Origin of the sequence: Streptomyces sp. NPDC051183 (genome assembly GCF_040682455.1) — a bacterium.
Taxonomy (GTDB): Bacteria; Actinomycetota; Actinomycetes; order Streptomycetales; family Streptomycetaceae; genus Streptomyces.
The window spans coordinates 1-23,265 of the sequence record NZ_JBFBBA010000070.1 but is presented as its reverse complement, the minus strand read 5'-3'; the positions used below and the strand labels follow the sequence as shown (position 1 = coordinate 23,265).

The window sequence follows — 23,265 nt, the reverse complement described above, 5'->3', positions numbered from 1 at the left end:
CGTTGCGATTAACGTCGCACGACGGGTTCGGGAGGAGGTCGCTGGGAAAAGGACCAGCCCCACAGGCTGGCACCTCGCCCGGCGGCCCACCTCACACTGTCGGTACGCAGGCTCCGGGCGGAAGGCGAGCGCCGTGGCGGCCGACCGGGCGGTGGGGCGTACGGGCCGAGTGGCGGGTGGCATGCTGGGCGGGTGAAGATCGCCGCCGCGCAGATGAACTGCGTCCCCGCCGACCAGGCGGCCAACGCCGCGCAGGCCGCGGGCCTTGCCCGGCAGGCCCGGGAGCAGGGGGCCGGGCTGGTGGTGTTCCCCGAGCTCACCCTGACCGGCTACGAGTTGGAGGCCATCGCCGCCGATCCGGGGCTGTGGCTGGCCGGCGCCGAGGACCCGCGGCTCGACGCGGTCCGCGGCGCCGGTATCGCCACCGCCGTCAATGTCGCCCTGCGCTCCCCCGACCCGCGGCGGCCCGTCATCGCGACCCTGGTCCACGACGCCGACGGCGCGCACGTGACGACGTACACCAAACGGCACCTGTACCAGCAGGAGCAGGGCGTATTCGCGGCGGGCGAGCACCCCGGGCGCTTCGAACTCGGCGGGATCCGCTTCTCCTTGGGCATCTGCTACGACAACCACTTCCCGGAGGTGCCCGGCGCGGGCGCGGCGGCCGGCTGCCGGGTCCACCTGGCCTCCTCGCTGTACGGGACCGGCGACGGCATCCGCGAACGCGCAGCCGTCCACCCCGGGATCGCGCGGGACCACGGCATGTACGTGGCGCTGGCCAACCACGTCGGCCCGGCCGGGCCGTGGACGGGCTGCGGCGGCGCCGCCGTGTGGGCGCCGGGCGGGGCGCTGCTGGCCGAGGCGGACGACCGTACGCCGTCGGTCGCGACGGCGGAGGTCGGCGCCTGAACCGGTGGCTGTGTGCGGCTACTTGGCACGGTGCGGGCCCAGGTCCCGGAGCACGGCGCCGAGTTCGGCGCCGGTGAGGGCGGGGCCGGGCAGCGGACCGGCCGGGGCGCTCGCGCGCAGGCCGTCCAGGAAGAGCGCGAGGGGGCGGCGCCAGCCGTCCGGGGCGGTGGCCGCCAGGGCCGGGACGGCGCGGCCGAGTGCGGCCAGGGTCAGCAGCAGGTCCTCCGTGACGACGTCGACCCGTACCGACCCTTCCCGCTGCGCGCGGCCGATCAGCAGGTCCATCGTCTCCCGGTTGTGGGCGTGGACGGCGTCGAGGGAGCGCACGCCCTCCACTCCCGTGGTCATCAGGTCGTTGGTGCCCCGGTCGGCGGCCAGTACCGCGAACACCACGTCGAGGTAGCCGGTGAGCCCCTCCCAGGCGTCCGCCGCGTCCCGCGCCCGGTCCCCCGCGGCCACCGTGCCGGCCAGCGCGTCCCGGAAGACCTCGTCGACGAGCGCGGCGCGGCTGGGGAAGTGCCGGTAGAGCGTGGCGTTGCCGACCCCGGCCCGGCGGGCGATGTCGTCGAGCGGGGCCTCCAACCCCTGGGACGCGAAGGCCTCGCGCGCCGCCTCGACGAGCAGTTCGCGGTTGCGCCGCGCGTCGCGCCGTACCGGTGCGGCCCGCTTCGCGGGCCGTTCTTCGCCGACTGCCATCGCCACTCCTCGAAGTAACGGGGACCATTCCCCGGTACCGATGCTATCGTCGGAAACTCAAACGGGGAGCACTCCCCGGTTCATCGGGAGGGGTGACGGCCATGGCGGACACGGCTTTGGTGCTGGGCGGCGGCGGAACCGCGGGCGGCGCCTGGACGGTCGGCATGCTGGCCGGACTGGCCGAGGCCGGCCTCGACCTCTCCCGCGCCGACGTGCTCATCGGCACCTCCGCGGGAGCGGTCATCGCCACCCGGATCGCCACGGGCGTCCCGGTCGAGGAGCTCTACGCCGAGAACCGCGCCGGGCACCGCACGGTCGACGTCACCGTCACCGCCCGCCAGACCGCCGCGTTCCTCTGGGCCGCGCTCGGTTCGCGCGACCCCGAGCGCTCCGTGCGGCGGCTCGGACGAGCGGCGCTGGCCTCCCGTACGGTCCCCGAGGCGGCCGTCTTCGACACGGTCGCCACGCTGCTGGGGGGCGAGGTGCCCCAGTGGCCCGGGCGCGACCTGCGGCTGACGGCGGTCGAGGCGCGGACGGGGGAACTCAGGGCCTTCGACGCGGCCTCGGGCGTCACCCTGCACGAGGCGGTGGCGGCGAGCTGCGCGGTTCCGGTGGTGTGGCCGCCCGTCTCGGTCGCGGGAAGCCGCTGGATGGACGGCGGCAGCCGCTCCACCGGCAACGTCCACCTCGCCCGGGGCCACCGGCGCATCGTGGCGATCACCCCGATCCCCAAGGCGGTCGGGCCGCACCCCGGTGCCCACGAGCAGGGCGCCGAACTGGAGCGGGAGGGGTCGCTGGTGGCCGTACTGTCCCCGGACCGCGCCGCCCGGCGGGCCTTCGGCCGCAACATGCTGGACCGGACGCGCGGCCCCGCCGCCGCCCGGGCGGGCCGGATCCAGGCCGCCGCGTGCGCGGAAGCCGTGCGCGCCGTCTGGCAGGACTGATCCGCCGGCCGGCTCCCGGACGGCCTACCAGGCCGACAGGGACTTCGGTCCGGAGCCCGCCGCGCCGCCCCCGGCCGGCCCGTGGGCCGGTGCCCCGGTCTGCCCCTCGGCCTGCCGTCCGGCCGGCTCCTCGGCCGCCCGCCCCTCGGCGGGCTCCCCGGCCTGCTCCTGCTCGGGCATCAGGTCCCGGGCCATCAGCGTCGCCCCGGCCACCGCGCCGGGCATCAGGAAGACCGCCACCAGCGGCACCAGGAACGCCAGCACCAGCGGCACCCCGAAGCCGAGCACCAGCATCCGCCGCGACCGCAGCAGCGCGAGCTGCCCGCGCAGGTCCACCCGGCGCCGCTGGAGCGCGACGGAGGTGAGCTCCTGGGTCAGGAAGTAGCCGGAGACGCAGAACCCGAGGACCGGGACCACGGTCTGGCCGATCACCGGGATGAACCCGAGGGCGAAGAGCAGGATCCCGTACAGCAGCACCCGCCCCAGGATCCGCAGGCTGTCACGGGCCGCGATCCACAGCTCCTGCCAGAGCGAGAGCCCGGAGCCGGGCACCTCGCCGCCCTCGCTGCGGTCGACCTGCTCCGAGAGGGACTCGTAGAACGGCTGGCCGATCAGCAGGGTCACGGCGGTGAAGGTGATCACCGCGAGGAACAGCCCGAGGCAGAAGACCAGGGCGGTCAGGAACCCGCGGAAGAGGCCGAGCCACGGCGAGGACCAGCCGTCGGCGAAGGGCGTGGCCCAGGCGGTCAGGTCGTCGGCGCCGTAGCCGAGCCCGATCAGCGCGCCGGCGTACAGCACCAGTGACACCAGCCCGGGCAGCAGCCCGAAGCCGAGCCACTTGCCGTGCCCGAGCACCCATCGCTGGCCGGCCAGCAGATAGCCGAATCCCCCCGCAAGATCACGCATGGTTCCAGCTTAAGTCGGGGAACGGCGAAGGCCGCACCCGGGTGTCCGGGTGCGGCCTTCGGGGAGCGGGCGCGAGATCAGACGGCGAGCTCGACCGTGATGTTGCCGCGGGTCGCCTTGGAGTACGGGCAGACCTGGTGGGCCTTCTCGATGAGGTCCTTGGCGGTGGCGGCGTCCACGTTCGGGATCACGGCGGAGATCTTGACGATCAGGCCGAAGCCCTCGTCGTTCTTGCCGATGCCGACCTCGGCGGTGACGGTGGAGCCGGAGATGTCGGCGTTCTCGTTCTTCGCGACGACGCCCAGGGCGCCCTGGAAGCAGGCGCTGTAGCCGGCGGCGAAGAGCTGCTCCGGGTTGGTGCCGGCGCCGCTGCCGCCGAGCTCCTTCGGCGGGTTCACGACGACGTCGAGCTGGCCGTCGTTGGTGGCGACGCGGCCGTCACGGCCGTTCTCGGCGGTGGCGACAGCGGTGTACGCGACATCGGACTGCTGGATGGACATGTAAGGAAATCCTCCTGGTAATCGCCGCGACTCGCGCCCACGATCGCAACGGTGTGCAGTGAGCCTAACCGGTGAAGGAAACGATCATCTTTCCGGTGTTCTCGCCGCGCAGCATCCCGAGGAAGGCGGACGTCGCGTTCTCGATGCCGTCGAAGACCGTTTCGTCGTACCGCAGCTCGCCTGAGCGCAGCCAGCCGGCCACGTCCTGGACGAACTGCTGCTGCAGCCCGGCGTGGTCGCCGACCAGCACGCCCTGGAGGCGCAGCCGCTTGCCGATGACCAGGGCGAGGTTGCGCGGACCGGGGGTGGGCTCGGTGGCGTTGTACTGGGCGATGGCCCCGCACAGGGTGGCCCGGCCGTGCACCTTCAGGGAGGAGATGGCGGCCTCCAGGTGGTCGCCGCCGACGTTGTCGAAGTAGACGTCGATGCCCTCGGGCGCGGCCTCCTTCAGCTGCCCGCCGACGGGGCCGTTCTTGTAGTTGAAGGCGGAGTCGAAGCCGTACTTCTCCGTGAGCAGCGTCACCTTCTCGTCGGAGCCGGCGGAGCCGATCACCGCGGAGGCGCCCTTGATCTTCGCGAACTGCCCGACGAGGCTGCCGACCGCGCCCGCCGCGCCGGAGACGAAGACGGAGTCGCCCTCCTTGAAGGAGGCGACCTCGAAGAGGCCGGCGTAGGCGGTCAGACCGGGCATGCCGAGCACGCCGAGGTACGTGGAGAGCGGGGCGAGGGAGCCGTCCACCTTGGTGGCGTGCTGGGCGTCGACGTCCGCGTACTCCCGCCAGCCCAGCCCGTGCAGGACGTGGTCGCCGACCGCGAAGCGCTCGTCCGCGGAGGCCACGACCTCGCCGACCGCGCCGCCGTCCATGGGCTTGTCGAGCTGGAAGGGCGGGACGTACGACTTCACGTCGTTCATCCGGCCGCGCATGTACGGGTCCACGGACATGTGGAGGTTGCGCACGAGGATCCGGCCGGCGGCCGGGGCCGTGACCGGCGCCTCGCGCAGGGCGAAGTCCTCGGCGACGGGCCAGCCCTGCGGGCGGCGGACGAGGTGCCACTCGCGGCTGACGGCGGGGATCTCGGACATGCGGCGCTCCTGGGGTGAGGGAGGAAATGCTTCAGTGGATGAAACAACCATGCGCCTGCATATTTCATGTTGTCAAGTAAATGGGTACGCTGACTCCATGCCCACTCGTCGCGCAGACCCCCTGACCCTTGAGGTCGTCGAGCTCATCGGCGACGTCGTGGCCCGCTACCACGAGGAGTACGAGCACGCGGCCGCCAGCCACCAGCTCACCGGCGCCCAGGCGCGGGTGCTGAACCTGCTGTCGTACGAGCCGACGGCGATGCGCAAGATCGCGCAGAAGCTGAAGTGCGAGCCCTCCAACATCACCGGCATCGTGGACCGCCTGGAGAGCCGGGGCCTGGTCGAGCGCCGCCCGGACCCGGCCGACCGCCGGGTGAAGCTGGCCGCCCCCACCGAGGAGGGCCTGCGGACCGCGGACCGGCTGCGCGAGTCGCTGGACTTCGCGCGCGAGCCGCTGGCCGGTCTGAGCGCGGCCGAGCGTGCGGTCCTGCGGGACCTGCTCAGGCGGATGCTGGGCTGAGCCGGCCGCTCAGGAGCAGCCGAAGATCCAGAACACGCAGCTCTTGCTCGGCTTCGGCGTGGGCTGCGGCTGCGGGGGCGTCCCGGGCGGCGACGGCGTACCGGAGGTGCTCGGCGCGGGCTGTCCCGACGCCGTGGGATTTACGGTTCCCCCGGGCCCGGGAGTGCCCTGGCCCGGCCCCGGCCTGCCCGACGCGGAGGCCGACCCCACCGGCCCGGGAGCCTGGCTGCCCCCGGCGGTGCTCCCCGGCCCGGCCGTCTTCGTGGCGCCGGCGGTGGCCTTCGCGCTCCCGGCGGCCTTCCCCGAGGGCAGCGCCGACGGCGCGGCGGGGGCCTGTTCCCGGCTCGGCAGGGCGTCCGGCTGCTTCGGGCCGTCGTCGGTCAGCACCACCGTGGCCGCGCGGTCGGACCGCTGCCCGTCGGTGGCCATCTTGGCCACCGCCAGCGAGCCCGCGGTCGCGAGCAGCAGCCCGAGCCCCATGGTCAGCACGGTCCGGCGGCGCCTGCGGTGCGTGACGCGGCGGCGCGCACCGGCCCTGCGCTCGTTCGGCACGGACAGCACCACGAGCGAGTCCGCGTACACATCGGCCAGCGTGGGCTGGGCCGCGGGCTCCGCCACCGGGGCGGAGAACCCCGCGGGCGCGGCGGGTATCAGGTACTCGGCCGGGGTACCGCATCCGGCGCACGCCAGCGCGCCGTTGAGGTGCCTCCGACAGGCGGGGCAGTAGTTCATAGGGCCCGCAGGCTACGTGGTCCCGGGCAACATCCGTATCCCGGAGAAGTAAGGATCCTGTGTGGAATCGTTGACTCCATGACAGCGAACCCGGCCCCGGGTGCCCGGGGTCCCTTCGGTCCCGCCGCCTTCCAGCTGGTCCTGCTGCGCAGGATGGCCGACTTCCAGCCAGGCCTGGCCGAGGAGGCCCGCCACCGGCTCGGCGTCACGCTCGCCGAGCAGCGGGAGGCGAACAAGCGCTGGCAGGCGATGGTCCGCGCCCCGAGGTCCCGCGGGGCGCTGGCCCGCTACCGGTCGGTGCTCGGCCCGCCCGAGTCCGCCGAACGTCGCACGATCGGCGATCTGGAGTGCGAGGCCCTGCTGTGGCCGGTGCCCCTCTGGCCCGACCTGCGCTTCGAGGTGCTGGCCGCGCCCGACGGGGCGGTGTGGAACGAGTGGCTGGTCCGGGCCCCGGGCGCGCGGGGGCCCGTACTGGAGTCTCCGCAGGACCTGCGGCCCTGGTCGGCGACGGTGGACGAGGTGGCGCGGGCCTTCGCCCCGGTCCGCCCGATGGAGGGCACCGCGCCGACCCGCTGGCGCCTCGCGTTCGCGGCGGGGGGCGGGCCGTGCGTGGCGGAGTTCACGTACGGCCTGCTCCAGCGGGTCTCGTTCGAGGACGCCGCCGGTGGCACCCCGTACGGCGGCGCCCCGTAGCGCCAGACACCCCCTAGGTGCGCAGGAAGGCCCGTACGCCGGCCGAGGTGCCGTCGTCGCCCAGCAGGTCGTTGTGCCCCAGGCAGCCGACCGGCGTGTTGGCCGCCCCGGTCAGCGGGACGCTGCTGTCGGGGTTGATGACCTCGTCGCAGTTCGACCAGAAGGTCGCGTACTCGACCGCGCCGGGGGTCTCGTCGCCGGAGTTGAGGTTCTTCACCACGTACGACCCGGGCGTCATGTCCCGGCACGCCTGGTCCCACAGGGCGCAGGCCCAGGCGGTGGAGGTGCCGCGGTTGGGCCCGGCCAGCGAGACCCAGTGGTCCACGGTGCGGTCGCCGCCGCCGAACTTCACGTACCAGCGGCTGACGAGCGAGCCGAACGAGTGCGCGACCACGTCCACCTTCGCGGCGCCGGTCTGCCGGCGGACCTGGTCGACGTACGCGCCGAGCTGCCCGGCCAGGACCTCGTTGACGGACTGGTGGGTGTCGTACCCGAACGAGAAGAGCTCGGAGTCGGTGTACCCGTCGGCGCGCAGGTCCTCGCGCAGCGCGCCCCAGACGCCCGGATCGGCGTTGTAGCCGTGTACGAAGACCACCGGATTGCGCGATGACGCCTGGTCAGCGGCCTGGAGCGTGACCCGTTCGGCGGCGTGGGCCGGGAAGGGCGCGATCAGCGCCAGGCAGAGCGTCAGGAGTGCGAGCAGTCTCTGGCGGGCCGTCAGCATCGAGTCCCCTTTACCTTGTTACGCATGGGTAGCGTGTGCGGTGCGGGCATCGTCGTGCCTGTCGGTACAGAAATCCACCCCCGTGCAGCACCCCGAGAGCCCCTTCGGTGCCCGACGACACCCCCCGGCCGGAGCATCAAATCGGGCAATCCGCCTATCGGACCCGAGAAGATACGAAATGTGGCCGGCACTCCGCCGGTCTTCTTGGTTCGCGCTCTCGGGAGGATCTGCCGTGACCGTCAGTCTTGAGCAGTTGCGCCGCTGCCACGTCGCCGTCGACCTCGGAGCGGCCCGGACCCGCGTGTACGTCAAGGGCGCGGGCCTGGTGGTGGACGAGCCCAGCGTTGCCGCGGTGAACACACGGACCGGCGCGCTCATCGCCGTCGGCACCTTCGCCGAGCGGATGACCGGCCGCACGCCCGACTACATCCGGGTCGTGCGCCCCGTCTCCGGCGGCACCGTCGTGGACATCGAGATGGCCCAGCGCATGCTGCGCCACCTCCTGGGCGAGAAGCTCCGGCGCGCCCTGCGCCGCAAGCCGCGGCTGCGGGCCGCCGCCTGCACCCCGCACGACGCGGACCCGCTGGCCCAGCGGGCCGCGGTGGAGACCCTCGTCGGGCTCGGCGCCCGCCGCGTCGAGCTGGTCGACACCCTGATCGCGGCGGCCGTCGGCTGCGGCCTGCCCGTGGAGCAGCCGACCGCGACGATGATCATGGTGTGCGGGGCCGCCGCCACCCAGGTCGCCGTCCTCTCCCTCGGCTCGATCGTCACCGCCGAGCGGATCCCGGTCGGCGGCGAGGCCATCGACCACGCGGTGGTCCAGCACCTGCGCCACGCGCACGAGCTGATGCTGCCCAGCCAGGCCGTCCGCCCGCTCCAACTGGCCCTGCACGGCAACGGCATCACCGCCGAGGGCCCGGCCTCCACCCTGATCCACGGCCGCGACGTGGCCACCGGCCTCGCCCGCTCCGTGCACGTGGACACCGCCGCCGTCCGCGACGCCATCCACACCCCGCTGACCGCCGTGCTCGACGGCATCGGCAAGGTCCTGCGGGACTGCCCGCCCGACCTGGTCGCCGACCTGACGGACCGGGGGATCATGATGGTGGGCGGCAGCGCCCTGCTGCCGGGCCTGGACCAGATGCTGCGCGACGCCACCGGAATGCCCGTGGCCATCGCGGAGCGGCCGGACGTCTGCGCCGTCCTGGGTCTCGGCATGATGCTCGAAGGAAAGATCGCCCCCATGGTCCTGAACCCGCTGGCCGAATGACGCAGCACGAGTCGTCGAGCCTGCCGGTCCTGCTGGAGGCGGTCCTGAGCGTCGGCTCCGAACTGGAGCTGCACGCCACCCTCCAGCACATCGTCGACTCGGCGACCGAGCTCTGCGCGGCACGCTACGGCGCGCTCGGGGTCGTGGACCCCGAGCGCGTCCGGCTGACCGAACTGTTCACGGCCGGCCTGACCGAGGCCGAACGGGCCGCGATCCCCCGACTGCCGGACGGCCGCTCCGGCCTGCTCGGCGCACTCGTCAGCGACCCGCGCCCGCTGATGGTGGCCGACCTCACCAAGGACCCCCGGTCGGCGGGCCTGCCGCCGGGCCATCCCCCGATGCGCAGCTTCCTCGGCGTCCCGATCCGGGTGCACACCGAGGTCTTCGGCAACCTCTACCTCACCGAGAAGCGCGGCGGCGGCCCCTTCACCGACGAGGACCTCGCACTGCTGCGCGTCCTGGCCTCCCAGGCGGGCATAGCGATCGGCAACGCCCGGCTGTACGAGACCGCGCGCCGCCGGGAGCGCTGGATCGAGGGCGCCGCCGCGGTGACCACCACCCTGCTCGCGGGCCGCCCGGCCGCGGACGCGCTGATGTGCGTGGCCGAACGGGCCCGGCTGCTGGCAGACGCGGCGGCCGGCGTGGTCCTCCAGCCGACCCCGGAGGGCGGGATGGAGATCGTGGCCGCCTCCACGCACGGGGACCCCGGGGACCTGGTGGGCACGGCCATCGCGCCCGGCTCGCCCGTGCTGGAACAACTCCTCGGCGGCGAGCCGGTCTTCATAGAGGACTCGGCGACGGATCCCCGGATGACCACGCACGTACGGGAGCGCTTCGGCCCCAGCATGATGCTGCCGCTGCAGAGCGGCGGCCAGCTGATCGGCACCCTGGCCCTGCCGAGGGCCCGGGGCGGCCCGGCGTACGACGCGGTCGACCGGCTGCTGGCCTCGCAGTTCGCCTCCCAGGCCGCGCTGGCCCTCGTACTGGCGGACGCCCAGCACGACCGGGAGCAGCTCGCCGTCTACGAGGACCGCGACCGGATCGCGCGGGACCTGCACGACCTCGTGGTGCAGCGGCTGTTCGCCACCGAGATGATGCTGGAGAGCACCCGGCGCCGCTCCTCGAACGCGCAGCCCGATGACACCGACACCGTGGGCGAGGAGCTCGGCCGGGCGGTGGACGAGCTGGACTCCACGATCCAGGAGGTCCGCACCGCCATCTTCGCCCTCCAGCAGCCGCCGACCGACGCCCCGACCACCTTCCGGGGCCGGGTCCTGCGGGAGACGGGCGGCGCCGCGGTCCTGCTCGGCTTCCAGCCGTCGGTGCACTTCTCGGGCGCGGTGGACGCCCTGCTCCCGGACCCGGTGGCGGGAGACCTGCTGGCGGCGCTGCGCGGTGCGCTGGCCGCGGCGCACCGGCGCAGCGAGGTCACCTCCATCGACGTGGAGGTGGACGCGTCGCCGGCCCGGGCGCGCCTCACGGTGGCGGACGACGGCCGCACCGAGGCCGGCACCCGGGGTACGACCGTGACGTGGGAGGCGGCGCTGTAGCCCTGCCGGGCGTGGCGCCCCGGCCCGGGGTCAGGGCTGGCCGGGCCGGGTGGCGGCCCGCAGGGCGATCCGGGTGCTGGACTGGGCCACCCCGGCCTCGCGCTTGAGCCGGCGCAGCAGGGAGTCGAGCGCCGCCGGGTCGGCCGCCCGGGCCCGTACGAGGTAGTCGTACTCCCCCGTCACGTGCACCACCTCGGTGATGCCCGGCAGCTTGGCGACCCGCTGCTCGAACTCCTCGTTGGTGGTGTCCTGGCGGAGGGTGAGGTCGATGAAGACGACCAGCCCGCCCCTGGTGTCCGCGGCGGGATCCACCACGACGGTGAACCCCCGGATCACGCCGTCGCGCCGCATCCGCCGCACCCGGTCCGCGGTGGCATTGGCGCTGAGCCCCACACGGACGCCCAGATCCCGGTACGAGATCCGCGCATCCTGCTGCAGGATCCCGAGGATTTCCCTGTCGAGGCCGTCCACACCGCGATTCTCGCAGCCGGCGCCGTTGAGCGTGCCCGTTCCCCGGGCCCGGACGGGGACCCTCGCCCCATGAACGAACTGCTGACACCGGCCCTGGCCGGCGCCGCCGCCGGCCTGGGCGTGGCGATGCCCATGGGCGCGATGAGCGTGCTGCTGCTCCAGGAGGCGATGCGGGAGCGCCGCACGGCGATGGCCGCGGCGGCGGGCATCGCGACCGTGGACCTCGGGTACGCGGCCCTGGCCACCGCCCTGGGCCCCTGGGTCGCCTCGCACGTCTCCACGGTCGAGGCCTGGGTCCGCCTCGCCTCGGCGGCGATCCTCCTGGCCATCGCCGCCCACGGCCTCCTCGCCTCCCGCGCCCCGGACCCGGCCGCGTCCGCTTCCGGCGCGCCGGTGGCGCCCGGTGCGGTCCCCGGGCCGTGGCGGGCGTTCGCCAAGTACGTCGGCCTGACGGCGGTCAACCCCACCACCGCGCTCTACTTCGCCGCGCTCACCACCGCCCAGGGCGCGAGCCTGCGCGGCGGCGGCGCCGGGGCCGCCTTCCTCGTCGGCGTCGGCCTCGCCTCGCTCCTCTGGCAGCAGGCGCTGGTGACCATCGGCGCCGTCGCGGCCGGCCGGATCTCCGCCACCGCCCGCACCTGGACCTTCCGCCTCGGATACGGCCTGGTCGCCGCCTACGCCATGAAAATCGCCTTCCCGCTGCCGTAGCGCCGCGCGCCGCCGTCGAACGCGCGCCGCCGTCGGACGTGCGCCGCCGTCGGACGTGCGGCAAGTCCCGCGAAGGCCGGTCGACTTGCGGGCCAGGTGTGATCCAGGAGACAGGCCCGGGGCCCCGTCACCGCCTAGGGTGGCTGCGTGACGACCCGCCTCTCGGCCCGCGCGGCCATCGCCTCCGTGACCGACCCCGGGAGTTTCACCGAACTCCCGGCCCCGCACAGGGAATCCGCCCCCGACGGGCCCCTCGGCTGGAGCGGGTACGACGACTCCCGCGAGCGCGCCGCCGCGCGGACCGGCGAGCGGGAGTCCGTGGTCACCGGCACGGCCCTGCTCGGCGGCCGCCGGGCCACCGTGATCTCCTTCGAGTTCGGCTTCCTCGGCGGCTCCCTCGGCGAACGCACCGGCGACCGGCTCGAAGCCGCGTACGCGCACGCCCGCGAGCAGCGCCTCCCCCTCGTCTCCCTGATCGCCACCGGCGGCTCCCGGATGCAGGAGGGCATGCTCGCGCTGACCCAGCTCCAGCGCGTGGCCCGCCAGTGCGTCCTCACCCGGGCCGCGGGGCTCCCACAGCTCGCCGTGCTCCGCGACCCCACCACCGGCGGCGGCTGGGCCACCCTCGGGGCCGGGGCCGACGTCGTCCTCGCGCTCCCCGGAACCCAGGTCGGCTTCGCCGGCTCCCGGGTGCGGCCGGCCGACGCGGATCCGGCGGCGTACACCGCCGAGGGGCAGTACGCGGCCGGGCACGTGGACGCCGTCGTGCCCGCCGCGGACATGCCCGCGGCCCTGGCGGACTGGCTCCGCGTCCTGACCGCGCCCCGCGCCGCCGGGCCCGTCGAGCCCCCGGCCGCGCTGGCCGACGTGGCGCCGCCCGCGACCGGCTGGGACGCCGTCCGGCAGGCCCGGCAGCCCGGGCGGCCGCATGCCGGGGCGTACCTCGACGCGTACTTCGAGCTGCGCCTGCCGCTCTCCGGCGACCGCGCGGGCGGCACCGACCCCGGAATGCTGTGCGGGTTCGGGCTGCGGGAAGGCCGGGCCGTGGCGTACGCCGCCCAGTGCGGCACCGCGACCCGCCCGGCGGGCTACCGGACGGCGGCCCGGGTGATCCGCCTCGCGGACCGGCTCGGCATCCCCGTCCTCACCCTGGTCGACACCCCGGGCGCGGCCAACGACGCCGCCGCCGAACACGCGGGCGCGGGCGCCGCCATCGCCGACACCTTCGCGGCCGTCGCGGCGGCCGCGGTGCCCGTGACCACCCTCCTCATCGGCGAAGGCGGCTCGGGCGGGGCCCTCGCCCTGGCCGCCCCGGGGAACACCTGGGTCACCCCGGACAGCTACTTCTCGGTCATCGCCCCGGAGTTGGCGGCGGCGATCCTCAAGCGCCCCGCGGAGGCCGCCCCGGCGACGGCGGACCAGCTCCGCATCCGCCCGCAGGACCTGGTGGCCCTGGGGGTGGCCCGCGGCGTGGTCGGGCCGAAGGCCTAGCTAGGGGCGCTGGGGGCGCTGGGGTTCCTGGAGGTCCTGGTTCGCCCGGGCGGACCGGGCGGACCGGGCGAAGCGCGCCGGGCCGGTCCCCACGTGCCGCCGGAAGTGCCGCGTCAGGTGGGCCTGGTCGTAGAACCCGGCCTCCGTCGCCGCCTGCGCCGGCGGCATCCCGGCCAGGAGCAGCCGCCGCGCCACCGCTACCCGCCGCCCGGTCAGGTACGCGTGCGGCGGCAGCCCGAACGCCTGCCGGAAGCTGCGGATCAGGTGGGTGGGATGGGCGTGTCCCAGTACGGCGGACGCCTCCTGGAGGGTGATCCCGCCGACTACCCGCGCATCGAGCAGCTCGCGCAGTCGGGCAGCGGTGCGCGTGTCCGGGACCCCGTACGAAAGGGTCTCGTGCCCCGCGCCGCGCCCCTCCAGCCGGCCGCGCAGCCGTTCCCGTACGAAGGCGAGCCGCGACTGCGCCTCCAGCAGGTCCACCGCCCCGGCGGGCAGGTCCGGCGGGCCCAGCGCCCGGTGCAGCCCGTGGACGCGGTCGCGCAGTGCGGCGTCGGCCAGCAGCGGCGTGTCCACGGCGGCCCCGGTCAGGGCCTCGGGCAGTACGGAGGTGTCGAGGTAGAGCACCCGCTTGCGGAAACCGGCCTCCGTGACGGTCCGGCCGTCGTGCACCACCCCGGGCGGCAGCAGCACCACGGTGTCGGACACGCCCAGGCCGTGGCGCTCCCGGTCGAGGCCGAAGTCCACGCGGCCGCCGTCCAGGATCATCAGCGCCCAGGTGTCGTGGACGTGGGCCGGGTACGCGTGCTCGGTGAAGCGGGCGTGGAACACCTCGGCGATGCCCGGCACCGGTGGCTGCCAGGCGGAGACGGTGCTGGACGGACGTATCGCGGCCATGTCAGGAACGTACAAGACCGGCGGCGGCCGGCCGGGAAGCCTGGACCCATGACCACACACCAGCCAGTGAACATCGTGCGGAAGCTGTCCGAGTTCGACGAGCAGTGGGCGCCCCGCCGCATCGCCCGCGTCAACGACTACGAGGTCAAGATCGCCAAGCTCCAGGGCGAGTTCGTCTGGCACGCCCACGAGGACACCGACGAGCTCTTCCTCGTGGTCTCCGGCACCCTCACCATCCGCCTCCGCGACGGGGAAGTGGTCCTCGGCCCCGGGGAGATATACGTCGTCCCGCGCGGGGTGGAGCACTGCCCGCAGGCCGATGCGGAGGCGGCGATCCTGCTGTTCGAGCCGGCCGGCACGGTGAACACCGGCGACGCGGGCGGCGACCGCACCCGGGAGCCGGTCGACGCCTGAGCCGGGCTCCGGGCCGTGGGCCGGGGCCGCTCGGCCCCGGCTCAGGGCTGCGGCGAGCGCGCGTCGTACCGGGCGAAGCCGCGCCACCGCGCGGCCAGCAGCCCGAGCACCAGCACGCACCCGACCCCGCCGCCCGTGATCGCCACGGCCGGGGAGAAAAGGTCGGCGGCGGTCCCGGCGAGGAAGTCCCCGAGCCGGGGCCCGCCCGCGACGACCACGATGAAGACCCCCTGGAGCCGGCCGCGCATGTCGTCGGGGGTCGCGGCCTGCATCATCGTGGAGCGGAACACCATCGACACGCTGTCCGCGCACCCCGCGAGGGCGAGGAAGAACAGCCCGAGCCAGAGGTTGCGGGTCAGCCCGAAGGCGGCGATGGCCAGCCCCCACCCGCCGACGGAGAGCAGGATCGCCAGCCCCTGCCGGTGGATGCGCCCCTGCCAGCCGGAGAGCAGCCCGCCCAGCAGCGCCCCGACGGCGGGCGCGGTCACCAGCAGGCCGACGGTCTTGGCGTCGCCGCCGTACCAGAGCACCGCGATGGCCGGGAACAGCGCCTTCGGCTGGGCCAGCACCATGGCGGCCATGTCGCAGAAGAAGTTCATCCGGATGTTGGGCCGACTCCCGAGGAAGCGCAGGCCGTCGAGCACGGAGGCCCGGCCGCGCTTCTCCGGCGACCCGGGCCGACCGGGCTCGGGCTCGGGCTCACCGGACGAGCCGGCCCCCCGCTCGGGCCGCATCGACGGCAGCCGCCACATCGCGTAGAGGGAGGCGCAGAAGGTCACCGCGTCGATCAGGTACGCCGCCTGGTAGCCCCACCAGCCGACGATGAGGCCGCCGAGCGCCGGACCGGTCATCATCCCGAAGGTCATGGCCGCCGAGTTGAGCGCGTTGGCGGCGGGCAGCTGCTCGGGCGCTATCAACCGCGGGATCATCGCGGCCCGGGCCGGGCCGTTGAGCGCCCCGCACGCCGCCTGGAGCGCGACGACCGTGTACAGGAGCCAGACCCGGTGGTAGTCGAACAGTGCGGCGGCGGCCAGCGCGATCGAGAGGGCGGCCAGGCCCAGGGAGCTGTAGAGCCCGAGCGTACGCCGGTCCACGGTGTCGGCGATGGCCCCGCCGTACAGGCCCAAGGCGACGAGGGGGACGAGGGAGAAGAGCCCGACGAGTCCGACGGAGAAGCTGGACCCCGTGATGGCGTAGACCTGGAGCGAGATGGCGAGGGCGCTCATCGCCTGGCCGAGCCGGGAGATGGTGGCGCCGACCCACAGCCGGCGGAAGTCCGGGGAGGATCTCAGCGGCGTGATGTCGGCGAGTATTCGCCGCCGGGGGCGGGTGGGAACGCTCGTACGGGTCACAGCGGATGATAACCAGCGGCCCTTCGGAGCCCGGCGGGGTTTTTTCTCCCGGTTCACGCTCGTGCAACAGCCGTCCCACCCGGACCTGCCGTCCCGGGACGGGGCCGCGCTTGCCGCTAACCCGCCACTATCACCGGACTTTTGACCGAATCGACGTGCGCTCCTCCCCTGGTGTTCAGCTCATGATGAAAAGACTCGTATGTCCAGGGAGGCGTAGTGATCAAACCTGGCACCAGCACCACGAGCACGAGTTCAGGCACGAGTTCAGGCACGAGTTCGACGCCCGGTACGGTCCCGCTCACGGTCGGGGTCGAGGAGGAGTTCCTCCTCGTCGACACCCGCACCCTCCGAGTGGTCCCGGCCGCCCCGCTCGTCCTCGCCACGGCCGCCGGACTCCCCCACGAACTGCACCCCGAGGGCACCCGCTACCAGGTGGAGATCTCCACGCCGGTGGCCGACTCCGCGGTGACCCTGCGCAGAGAGCTCGCCGGCCTGCGGCGCACCCTCGCCCAGGCGGCCCGCGCCCACGGCTGCCGACTCCTGGCCGCGCCCTCGCCCGTCCACGCCGTGGAGGGCCCGCTGCACCTGACCGACGACGAGCCGCGCCAGCGCGAGCAGCACCGCCGCTTCGGCGCGCTCACCGACACCCTCGTCAGCTGCGGCCGCCACATCCACATCGGCACGCTGGACGTGGATACCGCGGTCGCGGTGTCCAACCGGGTCAGACCATGGCTGCCCACGCTGATCGCGCTGGCGGCCAACTCGCCCTTCTGGAACGGCCGCGACACCGGCCACGCCAGCTGGCGGGCGATGGCCTGGTCGGGCTGGCCCTCCGCGGGCCTGCCCCCGCACTTCACGTCCACGGCCCACTTCCGGCGCTCGGTGCAGACCCTGCTCGGCTCCGGGGCGGCCCTGGACACGAAGATGGTCTACTGGGACCTCCGCCCGTCCGGGAACTGGCCGACGCTGGAGCTCCGGGCGCCGGACATGTCCCCGTACATAGACACGGCCATCCTCCAGGCGGAACTGGCCCGCGCCCTGGTGGCGACGGCGCTGCGCGAGGTCGCCGAGCAGCGTCCCGAGCCCGCCCTGCGGGAGGACGTACTGCGGCTCGCGCGGTGGCGTGCGGCCCACGACGGCCTGGAGGGCTTCGGGCTCGACCCGTACACGGGCGCCGAGCTCCCCGCGGCGGACCTGGCGGAGGCGTTGCTGGACCTGGTGGCCCCGGAACTGGCGTCCGCGGGCGACCTCGACCACGCTGCCGGGACCCTGGCGGGCCTGCTCCGCGACGGCTCGGGCGCCCACCGCCAGCGCACGGCGTTCGCCCGCCGCGGGGACCTGACCGACGTACTGCGGCACTTGGCGGACGAGACGGAGAACTTCTAGCGCGCGAGGGGAGCCGGAACACGCTGAAGCCGTGGGTGCGGCCGTCCGCGCACCTGCGGCCCCGCGGTGTCCTGGTCCCCGGACGGCGCGACCGTACGGGCCTCGGGCCGGGCTTCGGGCCGGGCTTCGGGCCGGGTCTCGGACCAGGCGCTGGACCGGGCCTCAGACCAGCCGTCGGCCGTCGCGCATCAGCTCGCGGCCGGACAGCTCGTTCACCTCGCGCCAGGCCTGGACTCGGCGCGGGGTGATGCGGAACCAGCGGTACGGGGTCGCCGACGCGCGCGGGTCGAAGCCGGTGCGCGCGGCGAACCGGTCGCCCCGCTCCCGCGGCAGCGCGTCCATCTCCAGGACCTCGACCTCGCCCTCGATCATGGACACGTCGCGGGTGTGGCCCAGCGCCAGGCGGGCGGCCCGGGTGGCGGCCAGGTTGCGGCCGGTCGGGCTGTCCGCCGGGGTGGCCACCAGCAGCGCCCCGCCGTCCCAGTCGAAGGACAGCGGCACCAGGTACGGCACGCCGTCCGCCGAGGCACTGGCCACCCAGACGTCGATGTCGTGGGTGAGCCGGTGCTCGGTGTCGCGCATGCGCCGTTCGCGGGGGCGGGGCGCGTCGCCCTTCGGCCCGCTGCTCATCGGTCCTGGATCAGGCCGAGGACGTTGCCGTCGAGGTCGGTGACGGTGGCCACCAGCCGGCCGCCGCCGACGTCCTGCGCGGGCTGGCCCACGGTGGCGCCCGCGGCGGTCAGCTCGGCCAGCTTCGCCTCGATGTCCGGGACGTGCCAGTAGGCCAGCGACGCGCTCGGGGCCTGCGGTGCGCCGCTCGGCACCAGCCCGATGTGCTGGCCCCCGGCCTCGAAGCCGACGTAGTACGGGGTGTCGGTCTGCGGCGCGACGCCGAGCAGGGCCGCGTACACGGCCTTGGCCTCCGCCAGGTCGGACACGGGGTGCAGCACGGTCTTGATACCCAGGGTGGAAGAGCTGGTGGTCATGGTCACTCCAGTGTTCGCGAGGAGCGGGTCGCCGTCTCGGACCCGCTCCCTCTCTGTGGTCACAGGTTCTCCCGGCGGGGGTCCGGTCCGCCTCCGTGGTGACCACGGAGAGCGCTACGGATAATGGGCCCGTGTCCAGTTCAGTGATCTCGGCCCGGGAGGCCGAAGTGCTCGCGCTGCTCGGGGAGTTCCTCAGCAACGCGGAGATCGCCGCGCGGCTCTTCATCTCCGTGCGGACGGTCGAGTCGCACGTCTCCTCACTGCTGCGCAAGCTGGAGGTGCCGGACCGGCGGGCCCTCTCGCGGCGCGCGGCCGAGCTCGTACGCGCCGAGCGGTCGCGCTCCGCGCCGGTGCTCCCGGAGCCCCTGACGGCGTTCGTCGGCCGGGCGCGGGAGCGCGGGGAGCTGGCCGAGGCGTTGAAGACGCACCGTCAGGTGACTGCGGTCGGTCCGGGCGGGGTGGGCAAGACTCGGCTCGCGCTGGCGGTCGCGGCGCAGGCGGCGGACGAGTTCGCCGACGGGGTGTGGTTCGTCGACCTGGTCCCGGTCACCGATCCGGCGCGGGTGGGGGCGGCGGTCGCGGCGGCCGCGGGTGTGGGCGAGCAGCCCGGGCGGGGCATCGACGACGCGGTGCTGGCCGCGCTGGCGGACCGGCAGGTGCTGCTGGTGCTGGACAACTGCGAGCAGGTGCTGGGCGGGGCCGCCCCGTTCCTGGAACGGCTGTTGACGGCCTGCCCGCGGGTGCGGGTGCTCGCGACGAGCCGGGCCCGGCTGATGGTGCCGTTCGAGTGGGTCTACCCGGTGCCGCCGCTGTCGCGGGCCGGCGGCGGCGAGTCGGACGCCGTGGCCCTGTTCATGGACCGGGCGGCGGCGGTCGGCCGGGCGCCGGATCCGGACGTGCGCGACCGGGTCGAGGCCATCTGCGAGCGGCTCGACGGCATGGCGCTGGCGATCGAGCTGGCGGCGGCGCGGTGGCCGACGCTCGGGCCGGACGGGCTGGCGGCCGCGCTCCGCGACCCGCTGCGGTCCCTCGCCGGCGGACCCCGCGCCGCCGACCGGCACCGGTCGGTGCGGGCGGTGCTGGACTGGAGCCATGACCTGCTGGAGCCTCAGGAGCGGGCGCTGCTGCGGCGGGTGTCGGTGTTCGTCGCGCCGTTCACCGCCGGGGCGGCCGCCGAGGTCGCCGGGTTCGGGCCGCTGGATCCGGCGGCGGTGGCCGACGGGCTCGGCAGGCTCGCCGAGCAGAGCCTGCTCGCGGTGGAGCCGTCCGCGGCCGGTACCCGGTACCGGGCGCTGGAGACCATCCGCCAGTACGGGACGGAGCGGCTCGCCGACGCGGGCGAGTCGGCGGAGGTCCGGTCCCGGCACCTGGGCTGGTGCGCGGCCGGCGCGGCCGCCCTCGGCGGAGCGGGTGCCGGCGGGCCGGGCTGGCGCGCCCGGTTCGACGCGGTGGCGGAGGACCTCCGCGCCGCCCTCGCCTGGGCCGCCGCCCGCCCGGAGCGCCGCGCGGACGCCCACCGCCTCGCCTCGACCACGGCGGGACTGGCCTTCACCCGCAACCTCCTCGGCGAGTCCCAGCAACTGTACGAACAGGCAGCCACCCTGGCCTCCACCACCGCCGCCCCGGTTACCTCCGGCGGCGCCCCGGATGCCGGAACCTCGCGCGCCGACGCCGGGGCCGGGGCCGCGGAGGAGCGGGGCGCGGCCTGGGCGTTGCGGCGGGCTGCCGGGGTGGCCGGGTGTCGGAGGGTCGGGGACGACATGTACCGGCTGCACCGGGCCGCCGGGGAGGCCGCCCGGCGGGCCGGGGACGCCGCCGGCGCCTGCCGCGACCTCGCGGCCGCGGCCACCGTCGCGTACCGCTTCTCCAGCGCGTTCGCGGTGGTTCCCCCCGCGGCCGAGGTGACCGCCCTGCTCGCGGCGGCGCGGGAGCTGTCCGGCGGCGACCCGGCCGCCGAGGCGGCCGTCGCGCTGGCGGAGGCGGCGGTGGTCGCGGACGCGTTCGGCGCGGTCCAGGGTGACTCGGACAACACGGCGGCGCAGACGGTGGCGTTCGCCGAGCGGGCGGTGGGGCTGGCCCGCCGCGCGGGCGACCCGGTGGCGGAGTCGGCCGCCCTCGACGCGCTCTCCGGTGCGCAGAGCTGGGCCGGCGAGGCCTTCGCCGCGGCTGACGCGGCCCGGCGGCGGCTCGACGTACTGGCTTCGGCGCCGGCCACCCCGGCCAGTACGCACGAGCTGACCGACGCCCTCGCCATGGCCGCCGGAACCGCCGTCGGCACCGGCGAGTTGCCGCAGGCCCGCCGGTGGGGCGGGCAGCTCGCCGACCAGCCGCTGCTGGCCGAGGCGGGCCACTACGCCACGTCCTGGCTGCTCGTCGCGGACGCGTTCGCGGGCCGCGCCGACGAGGTGCTCACCGGCAGCGTGAGGTTCCTCGACGCGTGGGAGCGCACCGGCCGCCGGCGCTCGTTCTCGCTCGGCCCGGCCGCCGCCTCGGTCGCGATGGTCCACGGCCTGCGCGGCGACCGCGCCGCCCGTACGGCCTGGCTCGCCGTCGTCGACGAGGCGGGCACCGCACCGGAGCACCACCACGGCTACGGCGCGGTCTTCGACGCCATGGTCCTGCTCCACCAAGGGGACGCTCCGGCGGCCCTGGAGCGGCTCGCGCCGGAGCCGGACCGGGTGTGGAAGTGGGTCAGCTGGATCTGGCTGCACTGGTACGTGGCGCTCCGCGCGGAGGCGTCGGTACTCGCCGGCCACCCGGACGCCCGCCGCCGGATCGACGCCGCCCGCCCCGTGGTCGCCGGCAACCCGGTGGCCACCGCCCAACTGGACCGGGCCCGGGCCTTGCTCGACGACGACCTGCCGCGCCTGCTCGCCACGGCGGAGTCCTTCGCCGCGGCCGGCTGCCCGTACCAGTCGGCGCGCACGCTCCTGCTGTCCGGCGGCGTACGCACCGAGACGGGCGCGGCCGCCCTCAGGACCCTCGGCCTCGCCCCCACGGCTGTCGGGTAGTTCAGACGACGGCGACGACGACGCCCGAAAACGAAAAGGTGCCCCGCCCGGCAAGCCCGGGCGGGGCACCTGACCGGCCAGGCGCAACGTTTCTGCTGACCTGGCCCGCAGTGGGGCGGGTGGGACTCGAACCCATTTCAGTGACACGTCTCACCTGCGAAGATGCCGAAGGATCGGACATATCTATCCGTTTCCATCCGGCTGCGCCCTCCTCGATCCTGCTCAATCGGGGGCTGTTAGGTGTTCGCCACACCACTTCCCCTATCTCCCGCACTCCAACCGGACCCGCGGAACTCAGGAAGACTATGTCCCCGCCAGCATCCCCGAATCACTGCGTGGGTAGCCATGGGCTGCCCACACCCCGGCCCATGTTCGGCCGCTGCGCGCAATTACGTTGCGTGTGCCGCGCCTGTGTGCTCGGACCCTCGGGCGCGAACACACACAACTAACGGCGGCCGCGCATCCGGCCCTCACCAGTCGCGGCCGTCCGGAGGCAGTTGGACTGCAAGGCCTTTGGAACCCTGACCGAGCGCAAAGCGCGCGGCCAGTGCACGTATGCACTGAACCGATCCGGGTTCGGCGGAGACTCGATTCCCGTGAAAGGATCGAGTCCTCACCAATCGCGCCTGATGGAAGCATAGGAACCCATCGTCGCGAGTCAGTGGGCACCTCTTCTGTTTTCTCTACCGCAGGGCGACGGTCACACGGTGGGCCGGAATTCAGACTCTGACGCCTGGTCGAACTTTCACGAAATCTCGCCAACTCTGATATCCGCGGCACCCAAGGACTGGAGCGAGGACTTGATGAATTCAACTACTCGATTGACCTCTTCAGGTCCAAGAGTCGAATCAGGGTAGCATTGAACAGCCCATTCTTCGAAGGCGCCACTCTCATTGGGATCGCTGATGATTGCGATTTCCCAGGAATCACTGTCGATCATCTGGGGTACATTACAAAACACCCCCAGGAATTCACAGATGGCTTGCGACAGAGCCTCTCCATCGATGTTTCCGATGGCATCAATTTGGATGTCCACGCGTGACTCCTGGCTTCGCTTGACTCGAAACGGAACGAGAGGGTCTCGCCCTCGAGGTGAGACCCTCTCATTCTATCAACTCCTGCTGTGCCTACTCATGGCCTGCATTTGCAGATCCGAACAGACCTTACAGTGGGGAAGTAGCATCTGTCGCCTTCTTCCCAGTAGGCCCATTTTTTTCAGGACTGCGTTGGCTGGCCAATGATCGGGGGTAAAGAATCCGGTCTTCCGACCGGATACCTTCACTCCACAGCGGTGACAGCCGTACCGTTGCCCCAGTTTGGTGATAGCGCGGTACATACCCTTACTGAACCTCTGCGCCGAGCTGGGGGCCATGATCCCCTTACGGGCGAACCGACCGGGAGAGAAGATTCCGTCGCCACCCCTCATGCGCGTCGGGATTTTACACTCTTGAAATTCAGCCGAATTGTGGACGACCGTGCTGCTGCTGCCGATCCACACGATGAAGGTATGAAGATTTCCTACTGTCAGATTGAAGACAGTCTGGTCGGCTACAGGCCCTCGGTTGAAAACAGTGAAGACCCGGCTTCCCTTTCCACCGGAGTCTACAAGGCTGTCCCCGGGGGGGACATTCTCGGCGTTCGTCCACCCTTGGCCAAGAACCCACATGGGATGTTCCGCCGTGGCTTCTAGGTATCCGTTCGATGGATCCGCATCGTCATCAATATTGATGAGGTTTTTCGTGCCGTGCCCGATGATGACGTCTAGTACCGGCTCGGCTGACGCTTCGCCGGTTTCGGGGTCGACAGATTGAACGTAGTCCCCGATTTGCACATCAGCAATTGCCAGGTACCTTCCATCCGCCATGAGGACGGGGGTATCTGGAGAGAACGAGTTGCATCCCTTTCTGAAGATGCTCCGTGCTCGTGAGGCAGGGCTGATTCATAGTCTTGGCTGTGAGGAGAAGCGGCAGGTCACAGCCGTGTGGCGGACCTTCAGTTTGGACACGCCGGACGCAACGAAGCTC

General features: G+C 73.5%; 24 protein-coding genes. 11 read left to right on the top strand and 13 right to left on the bottom strand.

Annotation, left to right across the window (positions count from 1 at the left end):
- Positions 1 to 192 precede the first annotated feature (192 nt).
- Complete coding sequence (locus AB0M99_RS35385) at positions 193 to 909, top strand: carbon-nitrogen hydrolase family protein (RefSeq protein ID WP_365927956.1); 717 nt, start codon at positions 193 to 195, stop codon at positions 907 to 909.
- Positions 910 to 927: 18 nt separating this feature from the next.
- Here the strand turns inward: AB0M99_RS35385 and AB0M99_RS35380 are convergent, their stop codons facing one another.
- Positions 928 to 1,605 carry a helix-turn-helix domain-containing protein gene (locus AB0M99_RS35380; RefSeq protein ID WP_365927954.1) on the bottom strand — a complete coding sequence of 226 codons (678 nt, stop codon included), beginning with the start codon at positions 1,603 to 1,605 and terminating at the stop codon, positions 928 to 930.
- Positions 1,606 to 1,706: 101 nt separating this feature from the next.
- On the opposite strand from AB0M99_RS35380, the gene AB0M99_RS35375 reads away from it, so the two are divergent.
- The gene (locus AB0M99_RS35375) at positions 1,707 to 2,549 is read left to right on the top strand and encodes a patatin-like phospholipase family protein (protein WP_365927952.1); all 843 of its coding nucleotides are present in this window, start codon (positions 1,707 to 1,709) and stop codon (positions 2,547 to 2,549) included.
- Between the two features lie 24 nt (positions 2,550 to 2,573).
- Here AB0M99_RS35375 and AB0M99_RS35370 read toward each other — a convergent pair whose 3' ends face one another.
- The 3 genes from AB0M99_RS35370 to AB0M99_RS35360 all read right to left on the bottom strand — a co-directional run bounded on the left by AB0M99_RS35370 (position 2,574) and on the right by AB0M99_RS35360 (position 5,039).
- Positions 2,574 to 3,455, bottom strand: a complete 882-nt coding sequence (locus AB0M99_RS35370) for an EI24 domain-containing protein (RefSeq protein ID WP_365927950.1) — start codon at positions 3,453 to 3,455, stop codon at positions 2,574 to 2,576.
- 77 nt (positions 3,456 to 3,532) lie between these two features.
- Complete coding sequence (locus tag AB0M99_RS35365; RefSeq protein ID WP_365927948.1) at positions 3,533 to 3,955, bottom strand: organic hydroperoxide resistance protein; 423 nt, start codon at positions 3,953 to 3,955, stop codon at positions 3,533 to 3,535.
- A gap of 64 nt (positions 3,956 to 4,019) precedes the next feature.
- Positions 4,020 to 5,039 (bottom strand): NADP-dependent oxidoreductase, encoded by a 1,020-nt coding sequence (locus AB0M99_RS35360; protein ID WP_365927946.1) that lies wholly within the window; start codon positions 5,037 to 5,039, stop codon positions 4,020 to 4,022.
- A 97-nt stretch (positions 5,040 to 5,136) separates the two neighbouring features.
- Between AB0M99_RS35360 and AB0M99_RS35355 the strand changes: the two genes are divergently transcribed.
- On the top strand, positions 5,137 to 5,559 hold the full coding sequence (locus AB0M99_RS35355) for a MarR family transcriptional regulator (protein ID WP_365927944.1): 423 nt from the start codon (positions 5,137 to 5,139) through the stop codon (positions 5,557 to 5,559).
- 9 nt (positions 5,560 to 5,568) lie between these two features.
- On the opposite strand, the gene AB0M99_RS35350 is transcribed toward AB0M99_RS35355, so the two are convergent.
- A complete protein-coding gene (locus tag AB0M99_RS35350; RefSeq protein WP_365927942.1) occupies positions 5,569 to 6,291 on the bottom strand; it encodes a hypothetical protein in 723 nt (240 codons plus the stop codon).
- Between the two features lie 78 nt (positions 6,292 to 6,369).
- Here AB0M99_RS35350 and AB0M99_RS35345 point away from each other — a divergent pair, with 78 nt between their 5' ends.
- Positions 6,370 to 6,984 carry a hypothetical protein gene (locus tag AB0M99_RS35345; RefSeq protein WP_365927940.1) on the top strand — a complete coding sequence of 205 codons (615 nt, stop codon included), beginning with the start codon at positions 6,370 to 6,372 and terminating at the stop codon, positions 6,982 to 6,984.
- Between the two features lie 13 nt (positions 6,985 to 6,997).
- Here the strand turns inward: AB0M99_RS35345 and AB0M99_RS35340 are convergent, their stop codons facing one another.
- Positions 6,998 to 7,708 (bottom strand): triacylglycerol lipase, encoded by a 711-nt coding sequence (locus tag AB0M99_RS35340; protein ID WP_365927938.1) that lies wholly within the window; start codon positions 7,706 to 7,708, stop codon positions 6,998 to 7,000.
- Positions 7,709 to 7,940: 232 nt separating this feature from the next.
- Here AB0M99_RS35340 and AB0M99_RS35335 point away from each other — a divergent pair, with 232 nt between their 5' ends.
- On the top strand, positions 7,941 to 8,978 hold the full coding sequence (locus AB0M99_RS35335; RefSeq protein WP_365927936.1) for a rod shape-determining protein: 1,038 nt from the start codon (positions 7,941 to 7,943) through the stop codon (positions 8,976 to 8,978).
- Complete coding sequence (locus AB0M99_RS35330) at positions 8,975 to 10,528, top strand: GAF domain-containing protein (protein ID WP_365927934.1); 1,554 nt, start codon at positions 8,975 to 8,977, stop codon at positions 10,526 to 10,528. The genes AB0M99_RS35335 and AB0M99_RS35330 overlap by 4 nt, the downstream gene beginning before the upstream one ends.
- A gap of 30 nt (positions 10,529 to 10,558) precedes the next feature.
- On the opposite strand, the gene AB0M99_RS35325 is transcribed toward AB0M99_RS35330, so the two are convergent.
- Positions 10,559 to 10,999, bottom strand: coding sequence for an Lrp/AsnC family transcriptional regulator (locus AB0M99_RS35325; RefSeq protein WP_365927932.1), 441 nt, complete (start codon positions 10,997 to 10,999; stop codon positions 10,559 to 10,561).
- 69 nt (positions 11,000 to 11,068) lie between these two features.
- On the opposite strand from AB0M99_RS35325, the gene AB0M99_RS35320 reads away from it, so the two are divergent.
- Together AB0M99_RS35320 and AB0M99_RS35315 are read left to right on the top strand one after the other, a co-directional pair.
- Positions 11,069 to 11,707 carry a LysE family transporter gene (locus tag AB0M99_RS35320; RefSeq protein WP_365927930.1) on the top strand — a complete coding sequence of 213 codons (639 nt, stop codon included), beginning with the start codon at positions 11,069 to 11,071 and terminating at the stop codon, positions 11,705 to 11,707.
- A gap of 147 nt (positions 11,708 to 11,854) precedes the next feature.
- Positions 11,855 to 13,198 carry a carboxyl transferase domain-containing protein gene (locus AB0M99_RS35315; protein ID WP_365927928.1) on the top strand — a complete coding sequence of 448 codons (1,344 nt, stop codon included), beginning with the start codon at positions 11,855 to 11,857 and terminating at the stop codon, positions 13,196 to 13,198.
- Here AB0M99_RS35315 and AB0M99_RS35310 read toward each other — a convergent pair whose 3' ends face one another.
- Positions 13,199 to 14,092 carry an AraC family transcriptional regulator gene (locus tag AB0M99_RS35310; RefSeq protein WP_365927926.1) on the bottom strand — a complete coding sequence of 298 codons (894 nt, stop codon included), beginning with the start codon at positions 14,090 to 14,092 and terminating at the stop codon, positions 13,199 to 13,201. It lies immediately after the preceding gene.
- Between the two features lie 48 nt (positions 14,093 to 14,140).
- Between AB0M99_RS35310 and AB0M99_RS35305 the strand changes: the two genes are divergently transcribed.
- A complete protein-coding gene (locus tag AB0M99_RS35305) occupies positions 14,141 to 14,506 on the top strand; it encodes a cupin domain-containing protein (protein WP_365927924.1) in 366 nt (121 codons plus the stop codon).
- A 41-nt stretch (positions 14,507 to 14,547) separates the two neighbouring features.
- Here the strand turns inward: AB0M99_RS35305 and AB0M99_RS35300 are convergent, their stop codons facing one another.
- Positions 14,548 to 15,858 carry an MFS transporter gene (locus AB0M99_RS35300; protein ID WP_365927922.1) on the bottom strand — a complete coding sequence of 437 codons (1,311 nt, stop codon included), beginning with the start codon at positions 15,856 to 15,858 and terminating at the stop codon, positions 14,548 to 14,550.
- Positions 15,859 to 16,074: 216 nt separating this feature from the next.
- On the opposite strand from AB0M99_RS35300, the gene AB0M99_RS35295 reads away from it, so the two are divergent.
- Positions 16,075 to 17,244 (top strand): glutamate--cysteine ligase, encoded by a 1,170-nt coding sequence (locus tag AB0M99_RS35295; protein ID WP_365927920.1) that lies wholly within the window; start codon positions 16,075 to 16,077, stop codon positions 17,242 to 17,244.
- Between the two features lie 162 nt (positions 17,245 to 17,406).
- Here the strand turns inward: AB0M99_RS35295 and AB0M99_RS35290 are convergent, their stop codons facing one another.
- Together AB0M99_RS35290 and AB0M99_RS35285 are read right to left on the bottom strand one after the other, a co-directional pair.
- A complete protein-coding gene (locus AB0M99_RS35290; protein ID WP_365927918.1) occupies positions 17,407 to 17,874 on the bottom strand; it encodes a pyridoxamine 5'-phosphate oxidase family protein in 468 nt (155 codons plus the stop codon).
- On the bottom strand, positions 17,871 to 18,230 hold the full coding sequence (locus AB0M99_RS35285) for a VOC family protein (protein ID WP_365927916.1): 360 nt from the start codon (positions 18,228 to 18,230) through the stop codon (positions 17,871 to 17,873). Before AB0M99_RS35285 ends, AB0M99_RS35290 begins: the two co-directional genes overlap by 4 nt.
- 131 nt (positions 18,231 to 18,361) lie before the next feature.
- Between AB0M99_RS35285 and AB0M99_RS35280 the strand changes: the two genes are divergently transcribed.
- A complete protein-coding gene (locus tag AB0M99_RS35280) occupies positions 18,362 to 21,241 on the top strand; it encodes a LuxR C-terminal-related transcriptional regulator (protein ID WP_365927914.1) in 2,880 nt (959 codons plus the stop codon).
- A 745-nt stretch (positions 21,242 to 21,986) separates the two neighbouring features.
- Here AB0M99_RS35280 and AB0M99_RS35275 read toward each other — a convergent pair.
- Entirely contained in the window at positions 21,987 to 22,277 is a 291-nt protein-coding gene (locus tag AB0M99_RS35275) for a hypothetical protein (RefSeq protein WP_365927912.1), read from the bottom strand.
- Positions 22,278 to 22,352: 75 nt separating this feature from the next.
- Positions 22,353 to 23,105 (bottom strand): polymorphic toxin-type HINT domain-containing protein, encoded by a 753-nt coding sequence (locus AB0M99_RS35270; RefSeq protein WP_365927910.1) that lies wholly within the window; start codon positions 23,103 to 23,105, stop codon positions 22,353 to 22,355.
- Positions 23,106 to 23,265: the final 160 nt, after the last annotated feature.